This window comes from Streptomyces sp. NPDC091387, from assembly GCF_044756945.1.
Classification (GTDB): Bacteria; Actinomycetota; Actinomycetes; order Streptomycetales; family Streptomycetaceae; genus Streptomyces.
In genome coordinates, this window is record NZ_JBIVTZ010000011.1 from 307,689 (window position 1) to 333,761 (window position 26,073).

The following is a 26,073-nucleotide window of genomic DNA, read 5'->3' on the forward strand; positions in this document are numbered from 1 at the left end:
TCAGAGGCGCCGCCGGAACTCCGCCGCGAACTGTGGAGCCCCTCCGACAGCCAGTCGGTCGAGCAGTCCATGCACATCACGCGGATCGCGCCGGTAGCTCTCCGCCTGAGTCCGCAGTACCGCGAACACGTCCACCGGAGTGGGGTCGAGCAGGTAAAGCAGAAAGTCGTCCGGCCTGAGCACCTCGATCTCGTACGGCTCCACCGTGCCCGCCGGAAAATCCCGCACGTTCAGCTTGACTACCGCGTGCGCCTGTCCCCGGACTGCCGCCGCCAGCACATGCCGGTCCTTCGGATCGTTCGCCATCAGGCGGACGGCTCGATCTCCCCCGCGAAGACGATGATCTGGTCGATGAGGCTCCGCCGCAGATGGACGACGTCCGTCCCCGCCAGGCGGGGGCCTCCGTCCGGCGTCGTGAAGACCCACTGGTACCGGGCCCACTCGTCCGGTATGTCCACCGCCGAACAGCGCACCATCGTGCCGGTCCCCGCAGGGTGGCGCCGGATGTCCAGCACGAACCGCTCGACCGCCACGATGCCCTCACTGCGGCCCAACGGTCCCCAGAAGACCACGTCCGAGGTCAGGGCCTGGGAGAGCAGCTCCGTCACATAGCTGTCGTCCGAGGCGTTGAACGCGGAGATGAACGTGTCGATCGCCGAGCGCGCGGCTTCTTCCTGCATGCATCAGTAATACCAGTCGTCTTGCGGACCGCGCTCGCCCCGCGAGCCGTCTCCTGGCCACGGTGAACCATCCCGGTCACAGCGCTGGCCGGCGCGGCGGTGGCTTCGACGGAGCGCGGTCTCGGCACACTGAACTGCCGCACCAGGTCGAGCAGCATGGCCGAGGCCGGCAACGGTCAGGTCCTGCTCGCGCGGCGGGGTGAAGTCGACGATTGATCGAGCATCGGACAAACCCACCCCGTGAAAACCCGAGGCGAGTCACGTAGAACGGGGAGCCGCGTCCTGCCGCCGACGTGGAGGACCGCGTGGGGACGCACGGTCCACTCGATCCACGTACCGCGATGACTGAGCGAGAATCCGCAGGGCTCACCCCGGTGCAGGGACCCGAGAGCGCCGATACAGCCTCCGCCGTCGACCCAACTCAGCGCCCGGTGCCGCTCCAGGGGCGGGAGTTCGGGTGCGAGCGAACGCACGTCCACCCGGATCTGCCGGATCGCGTCCGTCGGCCTCGGGGTGGAAGAGCAGCGGACCTCAGCGATCTCGTCCGCCTCTATCGTCCGGAACGTGACCCGCTCGCACCAGAACGCTTGTGCGGCGGGGGCCGCGGGTTCGGGATTACTCACCACGTCGCCTCCTGAGGCTCACCCGAGGGACCTCCTTGCCCGCAACCGGCGTGACGAGCGGCGGGCAAGGAGGCCCGTCGGAACCACCAAACCGCGCAGAGGCCAGGGGTGTTGATCGCCACCGGGTCAGCCCGTGGCGCCACGTCACGTGGCTAGCGCGTGACGTAGATCCGTATCAAGCGTTTGACTTCTAACGAGTGAGACGGACAACCCGCCACACTCAGCGGGCAGCTGACAGCAGAACGGGTGGCCCCCACCCTGCGCCGGTGGGGGCCACCCGAGACGGACGAGACGCGGTCAGCTAGAGCGTGTCTCTTTGATGGGTTGAGCTGTTGATCGGATGTGTCTGTCCGATTGGTGATCAGTGATGTGATGTGGGACCGGATCGAGCCGTTGATGCCGGCCGATCCGGTCCGCGGGCGGCGATGGGCGAACCACCGCCGCACCCTGGAAGCGATCGCGTGGAAGTACCGCACGTGCGCGCCCTGGCGGGACCTGCCCCAGGAGCTCGGCTCGTTTTAGACCGCGCACAAACGGCTGCTTCGGTGGGCGGCCGACGGCACCTGGGCCAAGGTCTTCGCGGCTGTTCTCGCCGCAGCGGACGCGGACAACGACATCGGCTGGACGGTCTCGGTGGATTCAACCGTCTGCCGGGCCCACCAGCACGCCGCGGGTGCCCGCAAAGGGTGACACCGGCCGAGGTGAGCCGCCCGACCACGCGCTTGGACGCTCGCGAGACGGCCTGAGCACCAAGGTCCACCTGGCCAGCGACTCCAACGTCCGTCCGCTGGCGATCGTGCTCACTGCCGGACAGGCCGGTGACGCTCCCGCGTTCACCACCGTCATGGCCGCCATCCGGGTCCCGCGTACCGGCGGGGGACGACCCCGGACCCGGCCGGGCGCGGTGCTCGCGGACCGCGCGTACTCCTCCCGCGCGATCCGCGCCCACCTGCGAGGCCGTCACATCCGGGCCGTCATCCCGCAGACCAGGTCCGCCACCGCCAACGACGTGGCCCTCAGGGCGGCAGGCCACCTGCCTTCGACGCCGAGTCCTACAAGGAACGCAACACCGTCGAGCGGTGCATCGGCCGCATCAAGCAGTGGCGCGGCCTGGCCATGCGAACGGACAAGCTCGCCATCGCCTACCAGGCAGCACTCCACCTCGCCGCGATCCTCATCTGGGCCCGGCGGTAACCGCCGTCAGTGATCGAGAACCCCACGCGCGTCCGTAGGCGGAGAGCCGACAGCGACGTGCTTCACGAGACCGCACGCCGTGCGAATGGGGACGGTGTCCTCATCCGGACGCCGCGCGGATGTCAGCCCTGTTCGGCGAGCTCGAACGTCCAGTCGAGAGCCCTGTCGGAGGTCGCCAGTTCGAGCGGAGGCGGGAAGAGCGGAATCTGAGCCAGCGCCAGCACCAGAGACTCTCCGCCCTCTGCGACGCCGATGGTGAAGGTTCCCTGCTTCGAACCCTTGGTGATCTTCCACTCGCGGGTGGGGAAGTCACTCATCGGCCCCAGGATCACCCTCTCGCCCTTCTCCGGCTCCTTGTAACTCACGGAACGCGAGGGGAACAGGTTGGCGGGACTCTGGATGGCGGCGACGCCGTCCTTGATGACCTCCACCCTGAACTCCTGCTCCCTTGCGGGCGCGGACCCCCGAGGCAGAACGGTCGCACCGCTTTCCTGGGCAGTGAGGTACTGCGCCGTGGAGTCGGCGCTGCTGGTGAAGATGCGGTAGACGCCAGAGGGCAAGGTTCCCATGGGTGACTCCTTCGCCTGGTGATTGGCGCGGCCGCAATTGAACCCTTTCAGGGTGGCCACCGATTGGGTAGCGGAGTTGCCGGCGGCCGCGGGGACGGAACGCACGAGGCCGCCGTGCCACTGAGGGAGATGTTCGAAGTCTCAACCCATCCGCACAGCAGCCTCGTTGGTTCCCGATCTTGCCGCACACGGCCTACCTCACGCCCTGGTCTCGTGGTCACGCTGCTCAACGTCACCCACGAGAGGGACCATCGCCACAAGTTTCCACCGCACCAGCGTGTGCTGATCGCACACTTCTGCGATAGCGGCCTCCCGGCCGCGACGCCCCAGGCACTCAGGGGGTACCGATCAGAGGATCGGCTCATCAGGGAGACAGGCCCTAGGCCAGGTCATCGAACTCGCCGGCCTTCGCGGCGCCCAGGAACGCCCGCAGCTTCGCGCGGCTCGTACGGATGACCACGTCGGGGTTGTCGCTCTCACGCATCAGGATTTCGCCACCGCCAAACGAAAGCTCCAGGCACTCAGCCCCGTCCGCATTGGAGGACTTTGATGATTTGCGCCACTGAATATCCATGTTTCTCACGCCTTCACGCTTGTTGTGCGTCCCACCGAGCGGGACGGGTGGCCCCGACCCTGCGTGATGGGGCTACCGAAAGAGGCGAAACGCGGTCAGCTACACCAGATCATCGAACTCGCCGGCCTTCGCACCACTCAGGAACGCCTGGAGCTTGACGCGGGTCGTCCGGACAATCACGTCCGGGTTGTCACTTTCCCGCATGAGGATCTCCCCTCCGCTCTCAGCGAGTTCCAGGCAGTTGTCGCCTTCGGCATCGGCGGACTTGGACGACTTTCGCCACTGAATATCCATGCTTCTCACGCCTTCATACTTGCTCTGCGACTTCCTTGATGAAGTCTCTTGAACTCTGCGGATCGAGCGATCGGCCTTCCGTCCGGTCAAGCACCGCACGGAAGGTCAGAAGACGCGCCTCGGCATCCACGAAGCCGGAACCACTCGGCGTGTCCGTCTGCACCGTGTCGAGCTGCGCGACCGGACCGTAGACATAGTGAGTGGAACTGCCGGAGTTCGGGAAGCCGCCCGCCGAGAACGGGATCACTCGCACCGTGACGTTGTCCCGCTCCGACTCCTTCAACAGGTGGTCGAGCTGACCGGCGGCGACCTTCCGCCCTCCGTACCGCATCCGCAGGGCCGCCTCATGGATCAGGAAGACACACATGGGCGGGTCCGGGCGGTCCAGAACGTCCCGCCGCCTGAGCCGGTGCGACAGCCTCCGCCGCAGACCGGCCGGGGTCGGCGCGGGCAGCGCTTCCGCGTAGACAGCACGTGCGTAGTCCTCCGTCTGGAGCAACCCGGGCATATGCATGATCTGCACGGACCGGAACCCCGCCGCGTGGTGCTCCAGTTCCGCCAGGTCGAGCGCGCTCACCGAGAGTTCACCGCGGTAGTCCTCCCACCACCCCTTTATCCGCTCCTCGGCCATACCGACCAGCGCTTCCACATAGGCGGCGTCGGGGCAAGCGTAGGCGGCGGCCCAGGTGCGCACGCGCGTGCCGCTGACCCCGAATCTCCCCGACTCGGTGTTGCTGATCGTGGTGCGGTCCGTACCCAGCAGGGCGGCGGCTTCGGTCGGCAGCAAGCCGGCCCGCTCGCGCATCCTGCGCAGCTCCGCACCCAGCCGGCACTGTCGCGCGGTAGGGGGCTTCCTCGGTGGCATCAGCCTCTCCTCTTGTCGAATCCCAGTGTGTCCGCATCCCTCGAAGGGGTCTATTTCGCGGTCTAGTTATGAATGGATCTACAACACTTGATACACATCACTACGGTAGTACCTGCACCGGTCGGCATGCAGGAAAAGCCGAAGTGCAGTCGTACAGAGCTGCGTTGCCCCGTACGGCGACTGCCACCGTTCAACGAGCGACACACCCGTTCAGACCGCAGCGCGTTGGGAGAACGACATGAGCCAGGCCACTGCAACTCCCCGGCCCAGCAATCCACTCGGCGGCGAGACCTACCGGCTGACCCTGCCGAACACCGCCGGCGCGGCCAAACTCGCGCGGGACTTCGTCACCTCGCTGCTGAGCCTCAGCAGACACCACGACCTGGTCGAGGACGCGCAGATCTGCGTCACCGAGGTGGTCACCAACGCCCACCGCCACACCCGGACGCCCCTGATCCGCGTCCACGTCGCGGTCAACCGCAAGCGGGTCACCGTCGCCGTCACGGACGATGGTCCCGCCGCTCCGCCGCTCCTGCGCGCACTGTGCGTGGGGCCCGAACAGGAGCGCGGGCGGGGGCTCATGATCGTGGAGAGCCTCGCCCTCGCGTGGGGAGCGAACACCGCAGGCGGGCACCACCCCGGCCGCAAGGTCGTCTGGTTCACGCTCGGGCGGCCCGGCACGGACGACGGCCGGGCGTAACCGTCCCGGCACACCACACAAGCGGGGGCGGCAGGCCATCCGGCCCGCCGCCCCCGGCCTGCGCCTACTCCGACGGACCGTCATGCGCTCCACCACCGGCGCGGCTTCGCGCCGCGCTTCTTCGCCATGCCCGGTTCCGGCCTGGGCACCCGTTCCCCGCGCCATGCAAGAGGTCGATTCGACGCCCGCTCGGCAAGCCCAGCCCCGGGCGTGGCTGCCTGCCGTGACGTGGCTGGTCGGCGCCCGTCTGCACCCGCGCGCAACAGAGACGACGCTGACCGTGGCCCGGGACTTGGCGGCCAGGATGGATTACCGGCTGGGCCTCGTCCTGTACGACCTCGAAGGCACTGCCGCACGGTGCGGGGTGTCGACGGCGACGGTGAAGCGACACGTCCGGGTGCTGCGGGAACTGGGCGCGCTGGCGTGGCACCGGCACGGCACGAAGAAGAACCTCCGGCTCCCGGGCCGCCCGTACACGGCAACCGCGACGATCTACGCGGCGACGGTCCCGGCCGCGTACGACGAGGCGATGGGGCACCGGCTCGACGGTGCCGGGTACCGGGCGCGGGTCGCCGGAGTGACGGACAAGGGACGGGCGCTCGCGGCGAAGACCGCCGTCCGGCCGCATCCACACCCTGTGGGCAACGGGCTCACTCGCAGGCGAGGTTGTGCACAGGCTGCACCCCATTCTCCTGGGCGGCACCACGACGTACCGACTGCTGATCTGGACGGGGGCTTCAACTACACCTCGCGCACGTGCGCGCGACCCGCGAGGGCCACAGCGCGCAACAGGGCGCGACGCAGCAGAACTTCGCCGGTCCGGAGCCCGTGGCAGGTGGCCCGTGACATCCAGATCGCGCGGCGGGTGCGGCCGCTCGTCGGCTGGACCCAGCCGGAGGGCCTGCGCCGTCTGGCCTTCGCACTGCGCCCGCTGATCGACCGGGGCCTGGAGGCCCACGACATCGCCGCCGAACTCATCGGGATGGCCGTGGGATGGCGCCCCGCACGACCGGCCGCGTACATCGCCGCCGCTCTCGCCCGGGACCGGCCCGCCGCACAGGAAGGCGAGCTCTCAGCCGACCCCGCCACCCACCAGGAGTGGCAGCGGTGGCTGGGCAGCAGGCAGCCGGACACCCCGCCGCGTACCGACGACGACCGCCGCCACGCCCGGCTCTACGCCTGGGACCGGTGGTACGAAGTCGCTGCCCACTACGACGACGATCCCGACGACGCCCTGGACCTCTACGGAACCCGGCTGTGCGCCTACGCCGTCAAAAGGGCCGCACGCGCCACCGGCTCCCCGTCGTGACCCGGAAACGGCTTCTCAGGCCCCCGGATTGTGCCGGATCAGCGACTCCACCAGCCCCGACCGGGTCGCCGGGAAGTCCAGCGGGACGATGCCGAGACCGGTCCAGCCGGCCGTCCCCGAGCCGTCGAGGAACGACTGGACCTGCGGGTTGAGCCGGTCCGCGTTCCCGCGAGGCGGCAGCAGGGCGGCCGTCGAGACGTAGTTCATGAAGAGCTTGCCCGGCTGCTCGGCCGCCTTGCGGAACTGGGCCTCGATCTTGGGATACTTGGCGAACGGCTCCGCCATGTAGTCGTCCTGGATGTCGAAGAGCCCCGGATCGGCGTAACGCACACCGGGAAGACCACCGTTGTCGGCAAGCAGGACGACCTTGCCGCGCGCGCCGCCCAGCGAGGGCAGTGCGGGATCGATGTGGAACAGCGGCCGCCAGCCCCTGACGTCGAGGTAGTCGTCGAAGACCGCGCGGAACGCCGCGTCGCTCTCCTCCGAGTACTCCTGCTTGACCCGCATCAGCACGGTTTCGGTGGGGTGCGCGGCCAGGAAGTCCCGGCAGGCGCCCAGGACATCGCCGAACATCAGGTTCTGGTACGAGGCCCCGTGATGGATCGCGAAGGAGCCGCCGGTGATCCGGCACCGCACGTCGAGGAAGCGCAGCCCGCTGTTCAGCTGCTCCGCGATCGTGGTGTTCTGGCACGCGGTCCAGGGGCCGCCGTAGCGGGCGCCGGAGTCGTGCGAGCCCGGGATGGTGAGCCGCTGCAACGCGGTGGCGTCCGCGATGCCGCTCATCCAGTCCTGGGTGGTGAGCGCCTTGCGGGCCGAGGCATGGGCGGGGGCCGCGCCCAGGAGGGCGGTGGCGGATACGGCCAGGGCGCCGGCCAGGAAGTTCCGGCGGGTGGCGGTGTACGGGCTCATGCGGGAGGGCCTCCGTGTGCCGTGTGGGGTCAGCCGTCAGATTATGACCGGTGCACGTCATGGAGAACAGATGACAGTGGCCGCGATTCACCAGCCCGAACCGGGTGAGGTCCGCGGGACGACGTCCGGGCCGGTCCATCCGGTCACCCGAAGAGATTTTGTCATATTGCGAATTTCGCAGAGTGCGAATTTTTTTATTCTGCGTGATAGATTGGCGGGGATGGCGACAGAGGTAGGAGGTCATCACTTTGACTACAGCCACAGCCACACTGCGCACGAACGGGCAGGTCACCCTGCCCAAGGCGATTCGCACCGCCCTCGGGGTGGATCAGGGTGACGAGCTTGAGTTCGAGATCACCAGCGCCGGTGAAGTCACGGTGCACGGGCTCACCAAGATCCGCTCCGACCAGGCCTGGTTCTGGACTCCGGAGTGGCAGGACGGCGAGCGCAGGGCCAGCGAGGACATCGCGGCCGGGCGCACTGCCGTCCATGAGGACGCGGACAGCATGTTCGCGCACCTCGACGAGGAATGACGTCTGACACCGGGAGGCCCGATTGCCGACTTTTGAGACGACTGCCCACTTCAAGCGCGATTTCAAGTCTCTGAAGCCTGAAGAGCGAAGGCGCTTCGAAGACGTCATCCGGAAGAAGTTCATTCCGGATGTGGAGCGAGGGCAGTTCCGACCCGGGCTCCGGGTCAAGCCGGTTCAGGGCATCTCCGTGCGACAGGGCGCACGCCCCGTCATGGAGATGACATGGGCGCCCGACGGCCGTGCCACCTGGCAGTACGGAGACGAGCTCCGTCCAGGTGAGACGCATGTCCTGTGGCGCCGAGTCGGGGGACACGAGATCTTCGTCCCCGGACCGGCCTGACAGGCCGAAGGCCCGCCACTTCCCGTGGCGGGCCTTCGGTTTTCGAACGCGGTCCCTGCGCCCGAGCGGGTATGCGCTCGGGCGCAGGGGCCATCCCTCGTAGCCGGTGCTACTGGACGACCGTGATCCGGTCCGTCGCCGGCGGCGCCAGCGGCGCGGCGGCCGTGGAGTGCGCGGCCAGGTACTCGTTGAACAGGTCCAGGTCGGAGGCGCCGACCAGCTTGTTGGTGCCCTCACCGAGCGCCGCGAAGCCGTCGCCGCCGCCCGCCAGGAACTCGTTCATCGCGACGCGGTACGTCTTGGCGGGGTCGATCGCCTCGCCGTTCAGCCGAATCGTGCCGGCGACCACCCGGTCGGCACCCGACTTCGTCATGTCCAGCGTGTACGTGAGGCCCTTCGACACCTGAAGGATCTTCGGGCTGGCCTGGTTCGCACCGCTGACCTGCTGCTGGAGCGCGCTGACGAGCTGCGCGCCGGTCAGGTCGAGGACGTTCATCATGTTGGTGAACGGCTGCACGGTGAACGACTCGCCGTACGTCACCACGCCGTCGCCCTCACTGCCCGACGCCTTGTACACCAGGTCGGATCGGATGCCGCCCGGGTTCATGAAGGCGACGACCGCCCCGCCCTTGTCCGCCGGCGCGAGGCCCTCCAGCTGCGCGTCCGCGATCAGGTTGCCGAGCGGCTTCTCCGGGGCCGTGGAGCCGCGGCCGTTGATGTCGGCCGAGATGTAGCCCTGCGGCCGGTTCGCGATCGGCGCCGCGAGGGTGTTCCAGCGCGCGATGAGGGCCGTCATGTCGTTGGCCGGGGCCTGGTCCCGGTTGACGATGTGGTTCGCCGAGACCGGGTTCGCGGGCTTGGGCCGCGGGTGGTGCTTCGACCCCTTCGCCTTCGGCGCCTTCACCGCGGTGCGCACGATGTCGTTGGTGCGGCGGTCGTAGGTGAGCGTCGTGTCCGTGTACAGCTTGCCGAACGACGAGGCCGAGGTGACCAGGCGCGGGTTGCCCGCCGGGTCCGGGATGGTGCACACGTACGCCTGGTGGGTGTGGCCCGTCACCAGCGCGTCGACCTTCGGCGAGATGCCCTTGGCGATGTCGGTGATCGGCCCGGAGATGCCGTCACCGGCAGCCGGGCTGTCACAGTCGTAGTTGTACGACGACGAGGCGGGCGCGCCGCCCTCGTGGATCAGGGCGACGATGGACTTGACGCCCTGCCGGTCCAGTTCCTTGGCGTACTTGTTGACCGTCTCGATCTCGTCGTGGAACTTCAGGCCCTTGACGCCGTTGGCGGTCACGATGTTCGGCGTGCCCTCCAGGGTCACCCCGATGAAGCCGATCTTGACGCCGTTCTTCTTCCACACCGTGTACGGCTTGAGGATCGGCTTGCCGGTCTTCTCGCTCGTCACATTGGCGGCGAGGTACGGGAAGTCGGCGCCCTTGAACTTCTTGCCCTTCTCGTAGCACCCCTCGACCGGGTGGCAGCCGCCGTTCTGGAGGCGGGTCAGCTCGGTCGAGCCCTCGTCGAACTCGTGGTTGCCGACGCTCGTCACGTCGAGGTCGATCTTGTTGAGCGCCTCGATGGTCGGCTCGTCGTGGAAGAGCCCCGACAGCAGCGGGCTCGCGCCGACCATGTCGCCGCCGGCCGCGGTGATCGAGTACGGGTGGCCCTTGCGCGCGGTGCGCAGCGAGGAGGCGAGGTACTCCACGCCCCCGGCCGGAACGGCCTTGGTCGTGCCGTCGGCCTGCGTCTCGTTGACCGTACCGGCCGAGCCGGCCGGCGGCTCCAGGTTGCCGTGCAGGTCGTTGAAGGACAGCAGTTGCACATCAACGGTCCGGGCCGGCTTGTGGTGCCCGTGGTCCTTGCCGTGGCCGCGCTCCTGCGCCCCGGCCGGCATGGCCGCGACGAGCGCTCCGACGGTGGCAAGACCGGCCGCGGCGGCGAGCACCCGCCGGGACGCGCGGTTCTTCTGCGGTGTCGCTGACATCGGTCCCCTTGTGAGTTCAGCGGGAGGTTTGAGAGTGGTGACGAGTCTGGAGCCTGCGTGCCGCAGCCTAGAGTCAACGCGCGTAGCGCGACAGGTGTGCGGGGTTACGAACTGGTTGCCGACTGAGCGGAACAGGGCCGTTCACCCATATGGCGTACATATGCAAGCAGAAACGTCACCGCCCGCATCAAGGCCGCAAATCTGTACGCCATGGACAGCAACACCACACCGAAGACCGTCGTCCCTGCTCAGCAGGGATCAGAAGGGTCAGGACTGCCGCCGGGCTTCCACGAGATGACCGACGACCTGAAGGCGAACGTGCGGGGCGCACATGTGCGCGCACAGCTCAAGGTCAACACCGAAATGCTCCAGATGTACTGGGCGATCGGACGGACGATCCTGGAGCGGCAGCGCGGAGAGAAGTGGGGCACGAAGGTCGTCGACCGGATCGCCACCGAGCTGCGGACGGAGTTCCCGAACCAGCGGGGGTTCAGCACCCGCAACCTTCAGTACATGCAGCAGCTGGCCCGGATCTGGGGTGAGCAGTTTGCGCAGCAAGCTGCTGCGCAATTGCCGTGGGGGCACCTCCAGCTCCTCATGGACAAGTGCAAGACCCGCTTCGAGCGGGACTTCTACGCCCAGCACGCCGTTCATCACGGCTGGTCCCGCGACCATCTGGGCTCGATGATCCACAACCAACTGCACCTCGCCGAAGGTGCCGCGGCCAACAACTTCGACGTCACGCTCCCCGCCGGTTCCGACGCGGTGCGGCAGATCTTCAAGGACCCGTACCGCCTCGACTTCACCGAGCTGGAGGGGCGGCCCGCCGAACGGGACCTGGAGGACGCCCTCGTCGCCAACCTGGTCCGCTTCCTGACCGAACTGGGCGTCGGCTTCGCCTTCGTCGGCCGCCAGTACCCCGTCGTGGTCGGCGACAGCGAATACCGCATCGACCTGCTCTTCTACCACTGCAAGCTGCACTGCTACGTCGTGCTGGAGCTCAAGACCCGCAAGGCCGCTCCCGGGCACTTCGGGCAGCTCGGCTTCTACGTCTCGGTCGTCGACGACCTGGTCCGCGACAAGGAGCACGACGGGCCCACCCTCGGCATCCTCATCGCCGAGAGCCGCGACCGGGCGATGGTCGAGTACGCGCTGCGGGGCCACAACCAGCCCCTTGCCGTCAGCACGTACGCCGCGCTGCCCGACGGGGTCCGCGCCCTGCTCCCGAGCGCCGAGGACCTCTCCCGCATCGCGGACAACGTGCTGCACACCCCGCCGGACGCCGGGTGAGCCGGACTTCCGGCCGGTCGGGGGTCCGGGCCCGGCGCCACCCGCCGTTCCGCGCCCCCGCCCCCGTACGCTCGTAGGCATGACGACTGATGTACCCCTCCCCGCCCCCGGACGCGAGATCCAGACGCTCGACGCCCTCTCCCCCGAGCAGGCGGAGGCCGTCTCCGGGCTCCTCGCCGAGGCGGCCGGCTCCGACGGCAGGCAGGCCGTGTCCGAGCAGGGGCGGCTTCAGCTCCGGGGCGGGCACCGGGAAGGCGTGCGGCATTTCCTGCTGACCGCCGGGGGCGTGCTGGTCGGGTACGCGCAGCTGGAGGACACCGACCCGGTGGAGGCGCCGGCCGCCGAGCTGGTCGTGCACCCCGCGCACCGCGGGCACGGGCACGGGCGGGCGCTCGGGGCGGCGCTGCTGGCCGCCACCGGTAAGCGGCTGCGGGTGTGGGCGCACGGCGGCAGGTCCGCGGCGCGCCATCTCGCGCAGGTGCTCGGCCTCTCGCTCTTCCGTGAACTGCGGCAGTTGCGGCGGCCGTTGAGCCCGTTGAACATCGCGGAGCCGGTGCTGCCGCCGGGTGTCACCGTCCGTGAGTTCGTGCCCGGCCAGGACGACGCCGCCTGGCTGGCCGTGAACCGTGCCGCCTTCGCCCACCACCCCGAGCAGGGTTCGCTGACCCAGCGCGACCTCGACGACCGCAAGGCCGAGCCCTGGTTCGACCCGAAGGGCTTCTTCCTCGCCGAGCGCGCCACCGATGACGGCGCCGCCGAGCTGGTCGGCTTCCACTGGACGAAGGCGCACGCCGAGGAGCAGCTCGGCGAGGTGTACGTGGTCGGCATCCGGCCCGACGCGCAGGGCGGCGGCCTGGGCAAGGCGCTCACCGCGATCGGGCTGCGCCACCTCGCCGCCGAGGGGCTGCCGACCGCGATGCTCTACGTCGACGCGGACAACACCGCGGCCGTGGCGGTCTACGAGCGGATGGGCTTCACCACGCACGAGGTGGACCTGATGTACCGCACGGAGTCCTGAGCGGCCACAACACCTCTGGAGGCGGCGTCGGTTGACGCCGCCTCTTTTTTACGCCACCCTTTCACTACTCAATTAGTGAAAGGGGTGAACATGGCACAGTCCGCAGCGGTCGAGTTCCGCATCGACCGGCGCAGCGGCGTCGCCACGTACCTCCAGATCGTCCAGCAGACCAAACAGGCCCTACGGCTGAACCTGCTGGAGCCCGGCGACCGGCTGCCCACCGCACGCGAGGTCGTGGAGGCCACCGCCATCAACCCGAACACCGTGCTCAAGGCCTACCGGGAGCTGGAACGCGAAGGGCTCGTCGAGGCCCGGCGCGGTCTCGGCACCTTCGTCACCCGGACCCTCGGCGGCGCGGCGGCGGCCGACGACGCCCCGCTGCGCGCCGAACTCGCCGACTGGGCCGCCCGCGCCCGCGCGGCCGGCCTGGACAAGGACGACGTGAGCGCGCTCTTCACCGCTGTACTGACCAAGACTTTCGAGGGGGACCAGGCCGGATGACAGGCGCTGCGATCGAGGCCGAGGGCCTCGGAATGAGGTATCGGGGCAGGGGCGGGGGCTGGGCGCTGCGCGACTGCTCGTTCCGGCTGCCCGCCGGGCGCGTGTGCGCCCTCGTCGGGCCCAACGGGGCGGGGAAGTCGACCCTCCTGAGCCTGGCCGCGGGATTCCTCCGGCCGGCCGAGGGGACGGTACGGGTGCTGGGCTCGGCGCCCGGAGACGCCCGCCGCCGCATGGCCTTCGTGGCCCAGGACAAGCCGCTGTACCCGCAGTTGACGGTCACCGAGACCCTCTGGGCGGGCGCCGAGCTGAACCCGGACACCTGGGACCAGGACGCCGCGGAGCGCATCGTCGAGCCGCTCCCCCGGGACGCCAGGGTCCGCGCCCTGTCCGGCGGGCAGCGCACCCGGCTCGCACTGGCCCTCGCCCTCGGCAAGCGGCCCGAACTGCTGCTGCTGGACGAGCCGATGGCCGACCTCGACCCGCTCGGCCGGCACCAGCTGATGGGCGCCCTGATGGCCGAGGCCGCCGAGCACTCCACCACCATCGTGATGTCCTCGCACATCCTCGCCGAGCTGGAGGGCGCCTGCGACTACCTCCTGCTCGTCGACGGCGGCCGCATCCGCCTCGGCGGCGAGACGGACGACCTGCTCACCGCGCACACCCTGCTCACCGGCCCGGTACGGGACCTCGCCCCGCACACCGTCGTCGAATCCCGCACCACGGGACGGCTGCTGACCGCACTCGTCCGTAAGGAGGGCCCGGTGGGCACCGACTGGGAGACCGCGGAACCGTCCCTGGAGGAGCTCCTGCTCGCCCACCTCCGCTCCCCCGGCGCACCCGCGCTGCTCACGCCGAGCGCGGACGCCCTGACCCGTGAGTCGGTGAACGCGGCATGAGCGCCCTCGCCCTGCGCGGCCCGGCCCGCGTCGTCGTACTCCAGCACCGCCGCGTCCTGTGGATCACGGGGGCGCTCGCGCTCGCCGGGATCGCCCTGGTGGCCGTGGCCTGGTGGGTGACGTCCGCCGCCGCCACCACCTTCGCCGGCACCGGCTGCTCGGTGCGGCACACCGTCCAGGGCTGCGGCATCCCCGTCCGCCATTTCCTCAGCGTCGAGCTGCACTTCAACCGACTGCTCGGGTACGCGGGCGTCGTCATGATGGTCCTGCCCGCGGTCGTCGGCCTGTTCGTCGCCGGGCCCATGATCGGCCGGGAGCTGGAGGACGGCACCTACCGGCTCTCCTGGAGCCAGTCCGTCACGCCCACCCGCTGGCTGGCCGCGAAGCTCGCCGTACCCGCCGTCCTCACCGTGGCCGGGGTCTCCGTCCTGTCGGCCGTGTACGCCTGGGCCTGGTTCCGGGCGCGCGGCACGAACTACCCGGTCCAGTGGTTCGAGCCGCAGGTGTACGGGGCGATGGGCCCCGCCCCCGTGGGGTACGCCCTGCTCTGCCTGGCCCTCGGCGCACTCGCCGCGGTACTGATCCGACGCACGCTGCCCGCGATGGCCGTCACCGCCGTCGCCTACGCCGCGGTGGCCCTGGTCATGAACTCCGTACGCAGCGGTCTGTGGCCGATGCGCACGGACACCACGGCCCTCGGGAAGGAGTTCCGCTACCCGTCGCAGGCCTCGGACGTCGCCGTCGGCTGGATGACCGGCAGCGGCACCCGGCTGGACGACGCCACCTGCGTCAGCGCCGATGACTTCGACGCGTGCCTGACCCGGCACGGCGCCGCCGCGCAGTACGTCGACTACCACCCGGTCTCGCACTTCTGGCCGCTGCAGCTGATGGAGACCGGCATCCTGCTGGTCCTCGCGGCCGCCGCCGTCGCCGTCGCCTTCCGGATCCTGCGCCGCAGCCACGGCTGAGGAGCCACCGGAAGCCGTGTCCGGGGGCCGCGGCCGCCCCCGGACACGGCCACACCGCTTCCTGCATGTCATGTCGTCGTTACCGGGCATTCAGACGCCCTTGCGACCCTCACACAATGCAGCCAGCTGTGCCGTCCCCCCGCAACGGGAGAACTCCCGGCAGAGAACGCGCCGAGCGTGCGATCTCCGCGATCTCGCACCCCTCCGACGCGCCCCCGGAGCGCTCCGCGCGGAAGAATGGGTCCATGAGCCAGCAGCCCAGCTCCGAGGTCCCGGTCCAGCCCACCGCTCAACCGTCCGTCGGCTCCCTCGCCGCACACCGGCCGCACGCCGTCGCCTCCCCCTCCTCCGGCAGCGCCGCCCTGTCCACGGCGGCCGATCTGGACCCCGACATCGACGCCGACGCCGACGCGTACGAGCCCGATGTCGACGGGGACGAGCTGCCGCAGGGCCGGTTCCTGGACCGGGAACGCAGTTGGCTCGCGTTCAACGAACGTGTTCTGGAACTGGCCGAGGACCCCTCGACCCCCCTCCTCGAACGGGCTAATTTCCTCGCCATCTTCGCCTCGAACCTGGACGAGTTCTTCATGGTCCGGGTGGCGGGCCTGAAACGCCGGATCGCGACCGGTGTCGCCACCCGTTCCGCCTCCGGACTCCAGCCCCGCGAGGTCCTCGACCTGATCTGGACCCGCTCGCGCGAACTCATGGCCCGGCACGCCGCCTGCTACCAGCAGGACGTCGCCCCCGCCCTGTCCGACGAGGGCATCCAGCTGATCCGCTGGCCCGAGCTGACCGAGAAGGAGCAGGCCCGCCTGTTCACCTTCTTCCGCCAGCGCGTCTTCCCCGTACTGACCCCGCTGGCCGTCGACCCGGCGCACCCCTTCCCGTACATCTCCGGCCTCTCGCTCAACCTCGCCGTCGTCGTGCGCAACCCCGTCAGCGGCCACCGCCACTTCGCCCGGGTCAAGGTCCCGCCCCTGCTGACCCGCTTCCTGGAGGCCTCCCCGCAGCGCTACGTCCCCATCGAGGACGTCATCGCCGCCCACCTGGAGGAGCTCTTCCCGGGCATGGAGGTCCTCGCCCACCACATGTTCCGGGTCACCAGGAACGAGGACCTGGAGGTCGAGGAGGACGACGCCGAGAATCTCCTCCAGGCCCTGGAGAAGGAGCTCATGCGGCGCCGCTTCGGCCCGCCGGTCCGCCTGGAGGTCGAGGAGTCCATCGACCCGTACGTGCTGGACCTGCTGGTCCGCGAGCTGAAGGTGTCCGACGCCGAGGTCTACCCGCTGCCCGGACCGCTCGATCTCACCGGGCTGTTCGGCATAGCGTCGCTGGACCGGCCGGAGCTGAAGTTCCCCAAGTTCATCGCCGGCACCCACCGCGACCTCGCCGAGGTCGAGTCCGCCTCCGCGCCCGACATCTTCGCCGCCCTGCGCGAACGCGACGTACTGCTGCACCACCCCTACGACTCCTTCTCCACCTCCGTCCAAGCCTTCCTGGAACAGGCGGCGGGCGACCCGGACGTCCTCGCCATCAAGCAGACCCTGTACCGGACCTCGGGCGACTCCCCGATAGTGGACGCCCTCATCGACGCCGCCGAGTCCGGCAAGCAGGTCCTCGTACTCGTCGAGATCAAGGCCCGCTTCGACGAGCAGGCCAACATCAAGTGGGCGCGCAAGCTGGAGGAGGCGGGCTGCCACGTCGTCTACGGGCTCGTCGGCCTGAAGACGCACTGCAAGCTCTCGCTCGTCGTCCGCCAGGAGAGCGACACCCTGCGCCGCTACTCGCACGTCGGCACGGGCAACTACCACCCCAAGACGGCCCGGCTGTACGAGGACCTCGGCCTGCTCACCGCCGACCCGCAGGTCGGCGCGGACCTCTCCGACCTCTTCAACCGGCTCTCCGGCTACTCGCGCCGCGAGACCTACCGCCGCCTGCTGGTCGCCCCGAAGTCACTGCGGGACGGGCTGATCGCCCGGATAAACAAGGAGATCGCGCACCAGCGGGCCGGCCGCACCGCCTACGTACGCATCAAGGTCAACTCGATGGTCGACGAAGCGATCATCGACGCCTGCTACCGGGCCGCGCAGGCGGGTGTCCCGGTCGACATCTGGGTGCGCGGCATCTGCGCGATCCGCCCCGGCGTCGCCGGCCTCTCCGAGAACATCCGGGTCCGCTCCGTACTCGGCCGCTTCCTCGAACACTCCCGGGTGTTCTCGTTCGGCAACGGCGGCGAGCCCGAGGTCTGGTTCGGCAGCGCCGACATGATGCACCGCAACCTCGACCGCCGCATCGAGGCCCTGGTCAAGGTCACCGACCCCGCCCACCGGGCCGCGCTCAACCGCCTCCTGGAGACGGGCATGGCCGACACCACCTCCTCCTGGCACCTGGGCCCCGACGGGAACTGGACCCGGCACGCCACGGACGCGGAGGGCCGGCCGCTGCGGCACGTACAGGAAATGCTCATTGACGCGCGGAGGCGCCGGCGTGCGACGCCCTGACCACCAGACCCAGACGGACGTGACCGCGGGGGCGGTGCTCGCACCGTATCTCCGGGCACAGGCAGCGGACTTCCTGCGGAGTCTGCGCCTGCACCGCGAGAACAGTGCCCCCACGGACGCCGGTCCGCAGGCCGCCGAGCAGGCCGCCGGAGCGCTCCGGCGCTCGTCCCGCCGGATCGGCGGCACCCTGCACACCTTCCGGACCGCGCTCGACCCGCTCTGGGCCGAGCAGCTGCGCACCGAACTGGCCTGGCTGTCCGGCACGCTCGCCCGCGAGCACGCCTACGCGGACCGGCTGAACCGGCTCCTGGACGCGCTGCACGGGCTCTCGGGGACACCGCTGCCCGCGGCCCGCACCTCTTCCGGTGACAGCGCCGCCAAGGACCGCGCCGGCCTCGGCGTCGGCGCGGCGCGCGCCGGCGCACTGCTGGAACGCCAGCTGACCCTCGCCCGGACCCGCGCCCACTCCGCGGCGCTCCAGGCCCTCGGCTCCTCCCGCTTCCACGCGGTGGCCGACGCGGTCGCGCTGCTCGCCTCAGAGGTCCCGCTCGCCCCGGCGGCCGCCGCACCCGCCGCCGAACTGCTGGGGGAGCCCGCCGACCGGGCCGAACAGCGGCTGCTCGGCGCGGTGGCGGCCCTCTCCTCGGACGGGACGGCCGAGCCGTACAACGAGGCGCAGGACGCGCCCTGGCACCAGACCCGGCTGCTGCTGCGGCTGCACCGGTACGCCCACGAGGTGGTGCGCGGCGCCCCCGACCCGGTCCTGGCCGGCCCGGTTCACGCGCTCGACCTGCACCGGGACGCGGCGGAGGCCGCCGCCGCCGCGGCGTCCGCGGCCCGCACACCGCGGATCGCACCGGCGACCGCGTACGCCCTGGGGGTGCTCCACGCCGACCAGCGCCACGAGGTGGGGGCGGCGCGCACGGTGTTCCGGGAGACCTGGCCGTACGCGGCGGCCGTGACCGCGCGATGAGCACCACGGTGCGGGCGGCGGGGTGCGTGCTCTGGCGCCGCCCGCCGCACGGCGGGCACGGCGCGGGCGGCGCCGACGGCGTGGAGATCTGCCTCGTGCACCGGCCGCGTTACGACGACTGGTCGTTCCCCAAGGGCAAGCTGAAACGCGGCGAGTCCCCGCGTGACGCGGCTCTGCGCGAGGTCCTGGAGGAGACGGGCCACCACTGCGTGCCGGGCGCCGTGCTCCCCGTGGTCCGGTACCTGGCGAACGGACGCCCGAAGGAGGTCACGTACTGGTCCGCCGAGGCCACCGCGGGCGCCTTCGTCCCGAACCGCGAGGTGGACGAGGTGGTGTGGCTCGCGCCGGAGGCCGCCCGCGCCCGCCTGACCCACCCGCGCGACCGCGCCCTGCTGGACACGGCCCGCCCGACGCTGCCGCAGCCGTAGCCCCTCCCGGCCCGCTCCGGCCCGGCCGGCGTTCCGAGGACGCGGCCCCCGTCCGGTCCGGGCCGGGAGAAACCGCTGCCCGGAACCCGGTCCGCGCCCCGGAACCAGGCCGCCCGACACGGTTCACCTTCCGTTCACTCACCCCCGCAAACCGCTTCACCTCTTCTGCCTAATTTCGGCGGTACACGGTGCGCGGCGAACCACCGCACCACCCAAAAAAGCTTCCCGCACCGCGCAGAACATCCGTACCACCCATCACCTCGCACGCCGTCGTAGAACGAAAACAACCTCGGCGGCTCCTGGAAGGAACACCCGAAAGTGAAGCTTCAGCGCAAGAACCGGCTTCGTGCCACCGCGCTCGGTGCCCTCGCCGTCTCCGGCGCCCTGGTCCTCACGGCGTGCGGTTCGGACAACAACAGCGGCGGCGACACCGGCGGGAGCGGCGGCAAGACGAAGGCCGCCTCGAACGTCAAGTGCGACGGCGCCAAGGGCCAGTTGCGCGCCTCCGGCTCCAGCGCCCAGAAGAACGCCATGGACCTGTGGGTCAAGGACTACATGGCCGCCTGTTCCGGCGTGGAGATCAACTACAACTCCTCCTCGTCCGGTGAGGGCATCGTCGCCTTCAACCAGGGCACCGTCGGCTTCGCCGGCTCCGACTCGGCGCTGAAGCCCGAAGAGGTCGCCGACTCGAAGAAGGTCTGCAAGACCGGCCAGGGCATCAACCTCCCGATGGTCGGCGGCCCGATCGCGGTCGGCTTCCACCTCGACGGCGTCGACAGCCTGACGCTGGACGCCCCGACGCTCGCCAAGATCTTCGACACCAAGATCAAGAAGTGGAACGACGAGGCGATCACCAAGCTCAACCCCGGCGCCAAGCTCCCGGACAAGCCGATCCAGCCCTTCCACCGCTCCGAGGACTCCGGCACCACCCAGAACCTGGGCAAGTACCTCGCCGCCACCGCCCCGAGCGACTGGAAGTACGAGGCCGAGAAGAAGTGGCCGGCCCCCGGTGGCCAGGCCGCGTCCGGCTCCTCCGGCGTCGCCTCCCAGGTGAAGGCCGTCGACGGTTCGATCGGCTACTTCGAGCTCTCCTACGCCTCGTCGCAGAAGATCACCACCGTCGACATCAACACCGGCGGCGCCGCCCCGGTCAAGGCCTCCTCGGAGAACGCCTCCAAGGCCATCGCCGCCGCCAAGGTCAAGGGCACCGGCAAGGACCTGGCGCTCGACCTCGACTACACCACCAAGGCCGAGGGCGCCTACCCGCTGGTCCTGGTGACGTACGAGGTCGTCTGCGACACCGGCAACAAGGCCGACACCCTCGGCACCGTCAAGTCCTTCCTGGGCTACACCGCCTCCGCCGAGGGCCAGCAGCTCCTCACCGAGGCCGGCTACGCCCCGATCCCCGAGGCGATCAACACCAAGGTCCGCGAGACGGTCGCCTCCCTCTCGTAACCGAACCGCACCACAGGCACCACCGCGGTAACGCACGCAGACGCAACAGGCGGGCCGGTCCGGCACACCCCTCCGGACCGGCCGGCCCCCACCACCCCCATCCGGTGCACCGCCGCCAGGGGAGCCCTCCGCTCCCCCACACAGACCGGAAAGACCATGGCTTCCACCACACAGACAGAGACACCACCGGCCCGGCCGGGCGGGCGCACCCGCCCCAGGCCGTCCGGTCGCCTCGGCGACAAGATATTCCTGGGCCTGTCCCAGGGTTCCGGCATCCTGCTGCTCGTGCTCATGGCGTCGATCGCCGTGTTCCTCAGCTACCGCGCCGGCATCGCCCTCTCGAAGGACGAAGGCAACTTCTTCACCACCTTCGACTGGAACCCGGCGGGCAGCCCCCCTGTCTTCGGCATCGCGGTCCTGCTCTTCGGGACCGTCGTCAGCTCGATCATCGCGATGGTCATCGCGGTTCCGATCGCTGTCGGCATCGCCCTCTTCATCTCGCACTACGCACCGCGCCGACTGGCCGCCCCGATCGCGTACGTCGTCGATCTCCTCGCCGCGGTGCCCAGCATCGTCTACGGCATCTGGGGCGCACTCGTCCTCGTGCCGTACCTCGAAGGCCTCAACCTCTGGCTCGACCAGTTCTTCGGCTGGACGTACATCTTCGAGAAGACCGAGGTCGGCGTCGCCCGCTCGCTCTTCACCGTCGGCATCCTGCTCGCGATCATGATCCTGCCGATCGTGACCAGCGTCAGCCGCGAGGTCTTCCTCCAGGTCCCGAAGATGAACGAGGAAGCCGCGCTCGCGCTCGGCGCCACCCGCTGGGAGGTCATCCGCCTCTCGGTGCTGCCGTTCGGCCGCTCCGGCGTGATCTCCGCCTCGATGCTCGGCCTGGGCCGCGCGCTCGGCGAGACGATGGCTGTCGCCACGGTCCTCTCGCCGAGCTTCCTCATCTCGCTGCACGTGCTCAACCCGGGCGGCGGGACGTTCGCCCAGAACATCGCCGCGAAGTTCGGCGAGGCCGACGCGTTCGGGCGCGACGCCCTGATCGCCTCCGGCCTGGTCCTCTTCGTCCTCACCCTGCTGGTCAACGGCGCCGCGCGGCTCATCATCGCCCGCCGCAAGGAGTACTCGGGGGCCAACGCATGAGCCACTCATCCACCAGCGTCCAGGACCGCCGGGCCCCGATACCGCCCGTACCGGGCAACAGCCTGAGCAGCCGGACGCTCCCCCGCCTGGCCCCGCTCGGCTTCGCCGCCCTGTCGATCGCCCTCGGCGTCGGCATCGGTGCGGCCGCCGGCTGGCACAGCCGGGTCCAGTGGGGCCTGGTCTCCGCCCTGCTCTTCCTGGTGATCTCGTACGTCGCGACCAGCCTCGTGGAGAACCGCCGGCAGGCCAAGGACCGCCTCGCCACCAGCCTGGTGTGGGTGTGCTTCCTGATCGCCATCGTCCCGCTGGCCTCGCTCCTGTGGACGGCCGTCAGCCGCGGCTCGGGCCGCCTGGACCTCTACTTCCTGACGCACTCGATGGCCGGTGTCCTGGGGTCCGAGGACAGCGGCGGTGTCTACCACGCGCTGATCGGCACGCTGGAACAGGTCGGCATCGCCACGGTGATCTCCGCCCCGCTCGGCCTGCTCACCGCGGTCTACCTGGTGGAGTACGGCAAGGGCTCGCTCGCCAAGGCCGTCACCTTCTTCGTCGACGTGATGACCGGCATCCCGTCCATCGTGGCCGGCCTGTTCATCCTCTCGATCATGCTGATCGCGGGCCTCGAACCCTCCGGCCTGATGGGCGCGCTGGCCCTGACGATCCTGATGATCCCGGTCGTGGTCCGCTCCACAGAGGAGATGCTGAAGCTCGTACCGAACGAGCTCCGCGAGGCCTCCCTCGCCCTCGGCATCCCGAAGTGGCGGACCATCCTGAAGGTGGTCCTGCCGACCGCGATCGGCGGCATCGCCACCGGCGTCATGCTCGCCATCGCGCGCATCGCCGGAGAGACCGCACCGATCATCCTGCTGGTCTTCGGCAGTCAGCTGATCAACCCGAACCCCTTCGAAGGCGCCCAGTCCTCACTGCCGTTCTACATCTACGAGCAGTACAAGATCGGCGAGACCGCGTCGTACGACCGCGCCTGGGCCGCCGCCCTGGTCCTGATCGCCTTCGTCATGATCCTCAATCTGGTGGCCCGCGGCATAGCCCGCTGGAAGGCCCCACAGCACTGAATATGCGGCTCCGCCGCGTGGCCGGCCGCTGAGGCGGCCAAGAGAAAGCAGTGATTCAGATGGCCAAGCGCATAGACATCAGCGGCCTGTCGGCCTACTACGGCGCCCACAAGGCGATCGACGACATCTCCATGACCGTGGAACCCCGCTCCGTGACCGCCTTCATCGGCCCGTCCGGCTGCGGCAAGTCCACCTTCCTGCGCACCCTGAACCGGATGCACGAGGTCACCCCCGGCGGCCGCGTCGAGGGCAAGGTGCTGCTGGACGACGAGAACCTGTACGGCTCCGGCGTCGACCCGGTCACCGTGCGCCGCACGGTCGGCATGGTCTTCCAGCGCCCGAACCCGTTCCCGACCATGTCGATCTTCGACAACGTCGCGGCGGGCCTGCGGCTGAACGGCAACTACCGCAAGAGCGCCCTGAACGACATCGTGGAGAAGTCGCTGCGCGGCGCGAACCTCTGGAACGAGGTCAAGGACCGGCTGAACAAGCCCGGCTCCGGCCTCTCCGGCGGCCAGCAGCAGCGGCTGTGCATCGCCCGCGCCATCGCGGTCGAGCCGGACGTGCTGCTGATGGACGAGCCGTGCTCCGCCCTCGACCCGATCTCCACCCTCGCCATCGAGGACCTGATCGGCGAGCTGAAGGAACGCTTCACGATCGTCATCGTGACGCACAACATGCAGCAGGCGGCCCGCGTCTCCGACCGCACGGCGTTCTTCAACCTCGCGGCGGTCGGCATGCCCGGCAAGCTCGTGGAGATAGACGAGACGGAACGCATCTTCTCCAACCCGTCCGTCCAGGCCACGGAGGACTACATCTCCGGCCGCTTCGGCTGAGCCGGAACCTCCCCCACAGACGGCCTTGAGGTGCTGCATGGCGGTGCCACCACAAGGCGAAGGGTCCGCCCCGCTCTCCACAGGAGAGCGGGGCGGACCCACATAAAGCCCGTGCTGCCCGGACCGGCGTCAGCCGAACAGCAGCACGACGATCCCGTAGCTCGCAGCGGCGACCAGCGCCGCGGCCGGCATCGTGATGAACCACCCCAGGATGATGTTCTTCGCGACACCCCACCGCACCGCGTTCACCCGCTTCGTGGCGCCCACACCCATGATCGCCGAGGTGATGACGTGCGTCGTCGAGATCGGCGCGTGGAACAGGAACGCCGAGCCGAACATGATCGACGCCCCCGTCGTCTCCGCGGCGAAACCCTGCGGCGGGTCCAGCTCGATGATCTTGCGGCCGAGCGTCCGCATGATGCGCCAGCCACCCGCGTACGTGCCCAGCGACAGCATCAGGGCGCAGACGAGCTTCACCCAGACCGGGATCGGGTCGCTGTACGTCTCGTGGCCGGAGATGACCAGGGCCATCACCACGATGCCCATCGTCTTCTGCGCGTCCTGCAGACCGTGACCGAGCGCCATGCCCGCGGCCGAGACCGTCTGCGCGATCCGGAAACCGCGCTTGGCCTTGTGCGGGTTGGACTTACGGAACATCCACATGATGGCGACCATCACCAGATAGCCCACCACCAGGCCGATCACCGGCGAGATGAACATCGGGATGACGACCTTGTCGAGCACCCCGCTCCAGTGCACCAGCGTCCCGCCCGCGAGCGCGGCACCGACCATGCCGCCGAACAGGGCATGGGAGGACGACGACGGCAGGCCGAAGTACCAGGTGACCAGGTTCCAGATGATCGCGCCGACCAGCGCGGCGAAGAGGATTCCCATCCCCTTGTCGCCCACGGGCGTCGCGATCAGGCCCTCGCTGACGGTCTTGGCGACCCCGCTGCCGAGGAACGCGCCGGCGAGGTTCATCACCGCCGCCATGGCCAGTGCCGCACGCGGGGTGAGCGCCCGGGTGGAGACCGAGGTGGCGATGGCGTTCGCCGAGTCGTGGAAGCCGTTCGTATACGTGAAACCGAGCGCGACGCCGATGGTCACGATCAGTACAAAGGTGTCCACGTGGTTCAGGACTCCTTGACCGCGATGGTCTCCACCGTGTTGGCGACGTGCTCGAACGCGTCGGCAGCCTCTTCCAGCACATCCACGATCTGCTTCAGCTTCAGCACCTCCATGGCGTCGTACTTGCCGTTGAAGAGCTGGGCGAGCAGCTTGCGGTGGATCTGGTCGGCCTGGTTCTCCAGGCGGTTGACCTCGATCCAGTACTCGGTGAGGTTGTCCATGGTCCGCAGGTTCGGCATGGCCGCGGCGGTCAGTTCCGCCGCCCGTGCCAGTACCTCGACCTGCTGCTCGACGCCCTTGGGGAGCTCATCGACCTGGTACAGCACGACGAGGTCGACCGCCTCCTCCATGAAGTCCATGATGTCGTCGAGCGACGACGCGAGATTGTAAATGTCCTCGCGGTCGAACGGCGTAATGAAGGAGGAGTTCAGCTGGTGGAAGATCGCGTGGGTGGCGTCATCCCCCGCGTGCTCCGCTGCCCGCATACGCTCCGCGATCTCGACTCGGGAGGCAGAATCCGCCCCGAGCAGTTCCATCAGGAGTTTCGAGCCCGTGACGATGTTGTCCGCAGACGCGGAGAACATGTCGTAGAAGCTCGTCTCCCTGGGGGTCAGACGAAAGCGCACGTGGGGTCCTCGGGGTGCTTTGGATTCGGTCAGGCTGATGCTAGGCGCATCATCCGGCCACGGCTAACCGGCATTCTTCAGTGTCGCGCATCAGGCACAGTGATCAGCACGGGGCCCCGGTCACGTTTCAGCTGAATTCGTTAGGATATACCCACCAGGGGTATATAAACGGCAGGGTAAAGGGAAAACGGGAGGCAGTAATGAGCACCACCGAGGCCACCGGGGCGGACCGGTCGCCGGACGTCGCGGACGTCACGACCCCGGCGGACGCCACGGCTCCCGCGGACGCGATCGTCACCGATCACGACCGGGGCATACACGGATACCACCACCAGAAGGCGGAACACCTCAAGCGCCTGCGGCGCATCGAGGGCCAGATCCGCGGCCTGCAGCGCATGGTCGACGAGGACGTCTACTGCATCGACATACTCACCCAGGTGTCGGCGTCCACCAAGGCGCTCCAGTCCTTCGCACTCCAGCTGCTGGAGGAGCACCTGCGCCACTGCGTGGCCGATGCGGCGGTCAAGGGCGGCGAGGAGATCGACGCGAAGGTCGAGGAGGCCACGAAGGCCATCGCCCGGCTGCTGCGTACCTGAGAGCTGCCGCGTACCCGAGAAACGGGCACGCGCTGCCGCGCCGGGCCTGTCGCGCCCGTCA

Annotated in this window: 26 protein-coding genes and 1 pseudogene; 17 read left to right on the forward strand and 10 right to left on the reverse strand. The window is 69.4% G+C overall.

Annotated elements, in window-relative coordinates; all coding sequences use genetic code 11:
• Positions 1-306: a hypothetical protein gene (locus tag ACIQM0_RS24310; RefSeq protein ID WP_401290080.1), complete on the reverse strand. Its 306-nt coding sequence runs from the start codon at positions 304-306 to the stop codon at positions 1-3.
• A complete protein-coding gene (locus ACIQM0_RS24315) occupies positions 306-680 on the reverse strand; it encodes a nuclear transport factor 2 family protein (RefSeq protein WP_401290083.1) in 375 nt (124 codons plus the stop codon). The genes ACIQM0_RS24310 and ACIQM0_RS24315 overlap by 1 nt, the downstream gene beginning before the upstream one ends.
• 995 nt (positions 681-1,675) lie before the next feature.
• Here ACIQM0_RS24315 and ACIQM0_RS24320 point away from each other — a divergent pair.
• A pseudogene (locus tag ACIQM0_RS24320) lies at positions 1,676-2,497 on the forward strand (IS5 family transposase).
• A gap of 122 nt (positions 2,498-2,619) precedes the next feature.
• Here the strand turns inward: ACIQM0_RS24320 and ACIQM0_RS24325 are convergent.
• From ACIQM0_RS24325 to ACIQM0_RS24340, 4 genes are all read right to left on the reverse strand, one after another.
• Entirely contained in the window at positions 2,620-3,066 is a 447-nt protein-coding gene (locus tag ACIQM0_RS24325) for a hypothetical protein (protein ID WP_329357720.1), read from the reverse strand.
• Between the two features lie 379 nt (positions 3,067-3,445).
• Positions 3,446-3,640, reverse strand: coding sequence for a DUF397 domain-containing protein (locus tag ACIQM0_RS24330; protein ID WP_401290086.1), 195 nt, complete (start codon positions 3,638-3,640; stop codon positions 3,446-3,448).
• A 99-nt stretch (positions 3,641-3,739) separates the two neighbouring features.
• Positions 3,740-3,934 carry a DUF397 domain-containing protein gene (locus ACIQM0_RS24335; protein ID WP_306088653.1) on the reverse strand — a complete coding sequence of 65 codons (195 nt, stop codon included), beginning with the start codon at positions 3,932-3,934 and terminating at the stop codon, positions 3,740-3,742.
• Positions 3,935-3,947: 13 nt separating this feature from the next.
• A complete protein-coding gene (locus ACIQM0_RS24340) occupies positions 3,948-4,799 on the reverse strand; it encodes a helix-turn-helix transcriptional regulator (protein WP_363026743.1) in 852 nt (283 codons plus the stop codon).
• Between the two features lie 238 nt (positions 4,800-5,037).
• On the opposite strand from ACIQM0_RS24340, the gene ACIQM0_RS24345 reads away from it, so the two are divergent.
• On the forward strand, positions 5,038-5,499 hold the full coding sequence (locus tag ACIQM0_RS24345) for an ATP-binding protein (RefSeq protein ID WP_401290089.1): 462 nt from the start codon (positions 5,038-5,040) through the stop codon (positions 5,497-5,499).
• Between the two features lie 223 nt (positions 5,500-5,722).
• On the forward strand, positions 5,723-6,808 hold the full coding sequence (locus ACIQM0_RS24350; RefSeq protein WP_401290092.1) for a cell wall protein: 1,086 nt from the start codon (positions 5,723-5,725) through the stop codon (positions 6,806-6,808).
• A 15-nt stretch (positions 6,809-6,823) separates the two neighbouring features.
• Here ACIQM0_RS24350 and ACIQM0_RS24355 read toward each other — a convergent pair whose 3' ends face one another.
• Positions 6,824-7,717: a phosphatidylinositol-specific phospholipase C gene (locus ACIQM0_RS24355; protein WP_401290095.1), complete on the reverse strand. Its 894-nt coding sequence runs from the start codon at positions 7,715-7,717 to the stop codon at positions 6,824-6,826.
• Between the two features lie 248 nt (positions 7,718-7,965).
• Here ACIQM0_RS24355 and ACIQM0_RS24360 point away from each other — a divergent pair, with 248 nt between their 5' ends.
• Positions 7,966-8,250, forward strand: coding sequence for an AbrB/MazE/SpoVT family DNA-binding domain-containing protein (locus tag ACIQM0_RS24360; protein ID WP_385029903.1), 285 nt, complete (start codon positions 7,966-7,968; stop codon positions 8,248-8,250).
• 449 nt (positions 8,251-8,699) lie between these two features.
• On the opposite strand, the gene ACIQM0_RS24365 is transcribed toward ACIQM0_RS24360, so the two are convergent.
• Positions 8,700-10,574, reverse strand: coding sequence for a bifunctional metallophosphatase/5'-nucleotidase (locus ACIQM0_RS24365; RefSeq protein WP_401290099.1), 1,875 nt, complete (start codon positions 10,572-10,574; stop codon positions 8,700-8,702).
• Positions 10,575-10,784: 210 nt separating this feature from the next.
• Between ACIQM0_RS24365 and ACIQM0_RS24370 the strand changes: the two genes are divergently transcribed.
• The 12 genes from ACIQM0_RS24370 (at position 10,785) to pstB (ending at position 23,662) form a co-directional block, all read left to right on the forward strand.
• Positions 10,785-11,864, forward strand: a complete 1,080-nt coding sequence (locus tag ACIQM0_RS24370; RefSeq protein WP_401290102.1) for a YhcG family protein — start codon at positions 10,785-10,787, stop codon at positions 11,862-11,864.
• Positions 11,865-11,943: 79 nt separating this feature from the next.
• A complete protein-coding gene (gene mshD / locus ACIQM0_RS24375; protein ID WP_401290105.1) occupies positions 11,944-12,882 on the forward strand; it encodes a mycothiol synthase in 939 nt (312 codons plus the stop codon).
• 90 nt (positions 12,883-12,972) lie between these two features.
• Complete coding sequence (locus ACIQM0_RS24380) at positions 12,973-13,383, forward strand: GntR family transcriptional regulator (protein ID WP_401290108.1); 411 nt, start codon at positions 12,973-12,975, stop codon at positions 13,381-13,383.
• Positions 13,380-14,279, forward strand: coding sequence for an ABC transporter ATP-binding protein (locus tag ACIQM0_RS24385; protein WP_401290111.1), 900 nt, complete (start codon positions 13,380-13,382; stop codon positions 14,277-14,279). The genes ACIQM0_RS24380 and ACIQM0_RS24385 overlap by 4 nt, the downstream gene beginning before the upstream one ends.
• Complete coding sequence (locus ACIQM0_RS24390; RefSeq protein ID WP_401290114.1) at positions 14,276-15,247, forward strand: hypothetical protein; 972 nt, start codon at positions 14,276-14,278, stop codon at positions 15,245-15,247. The genes ACIQM0_RS24385 and ACIQM0_RS24390 overlap by 4 nt, the downstream gene beginning before the upstream one ends.
• A gap of 245 nt (positions 15,248-15,492) precedes the next feature.
• Positions 15,493-17,748 carry an RNA degradosome polyphosphate kinase gene (locus ACIQM0_RS24395; RefSeq protein WP_401290117.1) on the forward strand — a complete coding sequence of 752 codons (2,256 nt, stop codon included), beginning with the start codon at positions 15,493-15,495 and terminating at the stop codon, positions 17,746-17,748.
• Positions 17,735-18,721, forward strand: a complete 987-nt coding sequence (locus ACIQM0_RS24400) for a CHAD domain-containing protein (protein WP_401290120.1) — start codon at positions 17,735-17,737, stop codon at positions 18,719-18,721. The genes ACIQM0_RS24395 and ACIQM0_RS24400 overlap by 14 nt, the downstream gene beginning before the upstream one ends.
• Positions 18,718-19,149 carry an NUDIX hydrolase gene (locus ACIQM0_RS24405; RefSeq protein WP_401290123.1) on the forward strand — a complete coding sequence of 144 codons (432 nt, stop codon included), beginning with the start codon at positions 18,718-18,720 and terminating at the stop codon, positions 19,147-19,149. The genes ACIQM0_RS24400 and ACIQM0_RS24405 overlap by 4 nt, the downstream gene beginning before the upstream one ends.
• 318 nt (positions 19,150-19,467) lie before the next feature.
• A complete protein-coding gene (gene pstS, locus ACIQM0_RS24410; RefSeq protein ID WP_401290126.1) occupies positions 19,468-20,604 on the forward strand; it encodes a phosphate ABC transporter substrate-binding protein PstS in 1,137 nt (378 codons plus the stop codon).
• Between the two features lie 156 nt (positions 20,605-20,760).
• Positions 20,761-21,753, forward strand: a complete 993-nt coding sequence (gene pstC / locus ACIQM0_RS24415; RefSeq protein ID WP_401290129.1) for a phosphate ABC transporter permease subunit PstC — start codon at positions 20,761-20,763, stop codon at positions 21,751-21,753.
• Positions 21,750-22,826: a phosphate ABC transporter permease PstA gene (gene pstA, locus ACIQM0_RS24420; protein WP_401290132.1), complete on the forward strand. Its 1,077-nt coding sequence runs from the start codon at positions 21,750-21,752 to the stop codon at positions 22,824-22,826. Before pstC ends, pstA begins: the two co-directional genes overlap by 4 nt.
• 59 nt (positions 22,827-22,885) lie before the next feature.
• The gene (pstB, locus tag ACIQM0_RS24425) at positions 22,886-23,662 is read left to right on the forward strand and encodes a phosphate ABC transporter ATP-binding protein PstB (protein WP_363026770.1); all 777 of its coding nucleotides are present in this window, start codon (positions 22,886-22,888) and stop codon (positions 23,660-23,662) included.
• Positions 23,663-23,791: 129 nt separating this feature from the next.
• Here pstB and ACIQM0_RS24430 read toward each other — a convergent pair whose 3' ends face one another.
• The gene (locus ACIQM0_RS24430; RefSeq protein ID WP_363026771.1) at positions 23,792-24,790 is read right to left on the reverse strand and encodes an inorganic phosphate transporter; all 999 of its coding nucleotides are present in this window, start codon (positions 24,788-24,790) and stop codon (positions 23,792-23,794) included.
• 5 nt (positions 24,791-24,795) lie between these two features.
• A complete protein-coding gene (locus tag ACIQM0_RS24435) occupies positions 24,796-25,416 on the reverse strand; it encodes a DUF47 domain-containing protein (protein WP_024493297.1) in 621 nt (206 codons plus the stop codon).
• Positions 25,417-25,616: 200 nt separating this feature from the next.
• Here ACIQM0_RS24435 and ACIQM0_RS24440 point away from each other — a divergent pair, with 200 nt between their 5' ends.
• Positions 25,617-26,012 (forward strand): metal-sensitive transcriptional regulator, encoded by a 396-nt coding sequence (locus ACIQM0_RS24440; RefSeq protein ID WP_363026773.1) that lies wholly within the window; start codon positions 25,617-25,619, stop codon positions 26,010-26,012.
• The last annotated feature ends 61 nt before the right edge of the window (positions 26,013-26,073 follow it).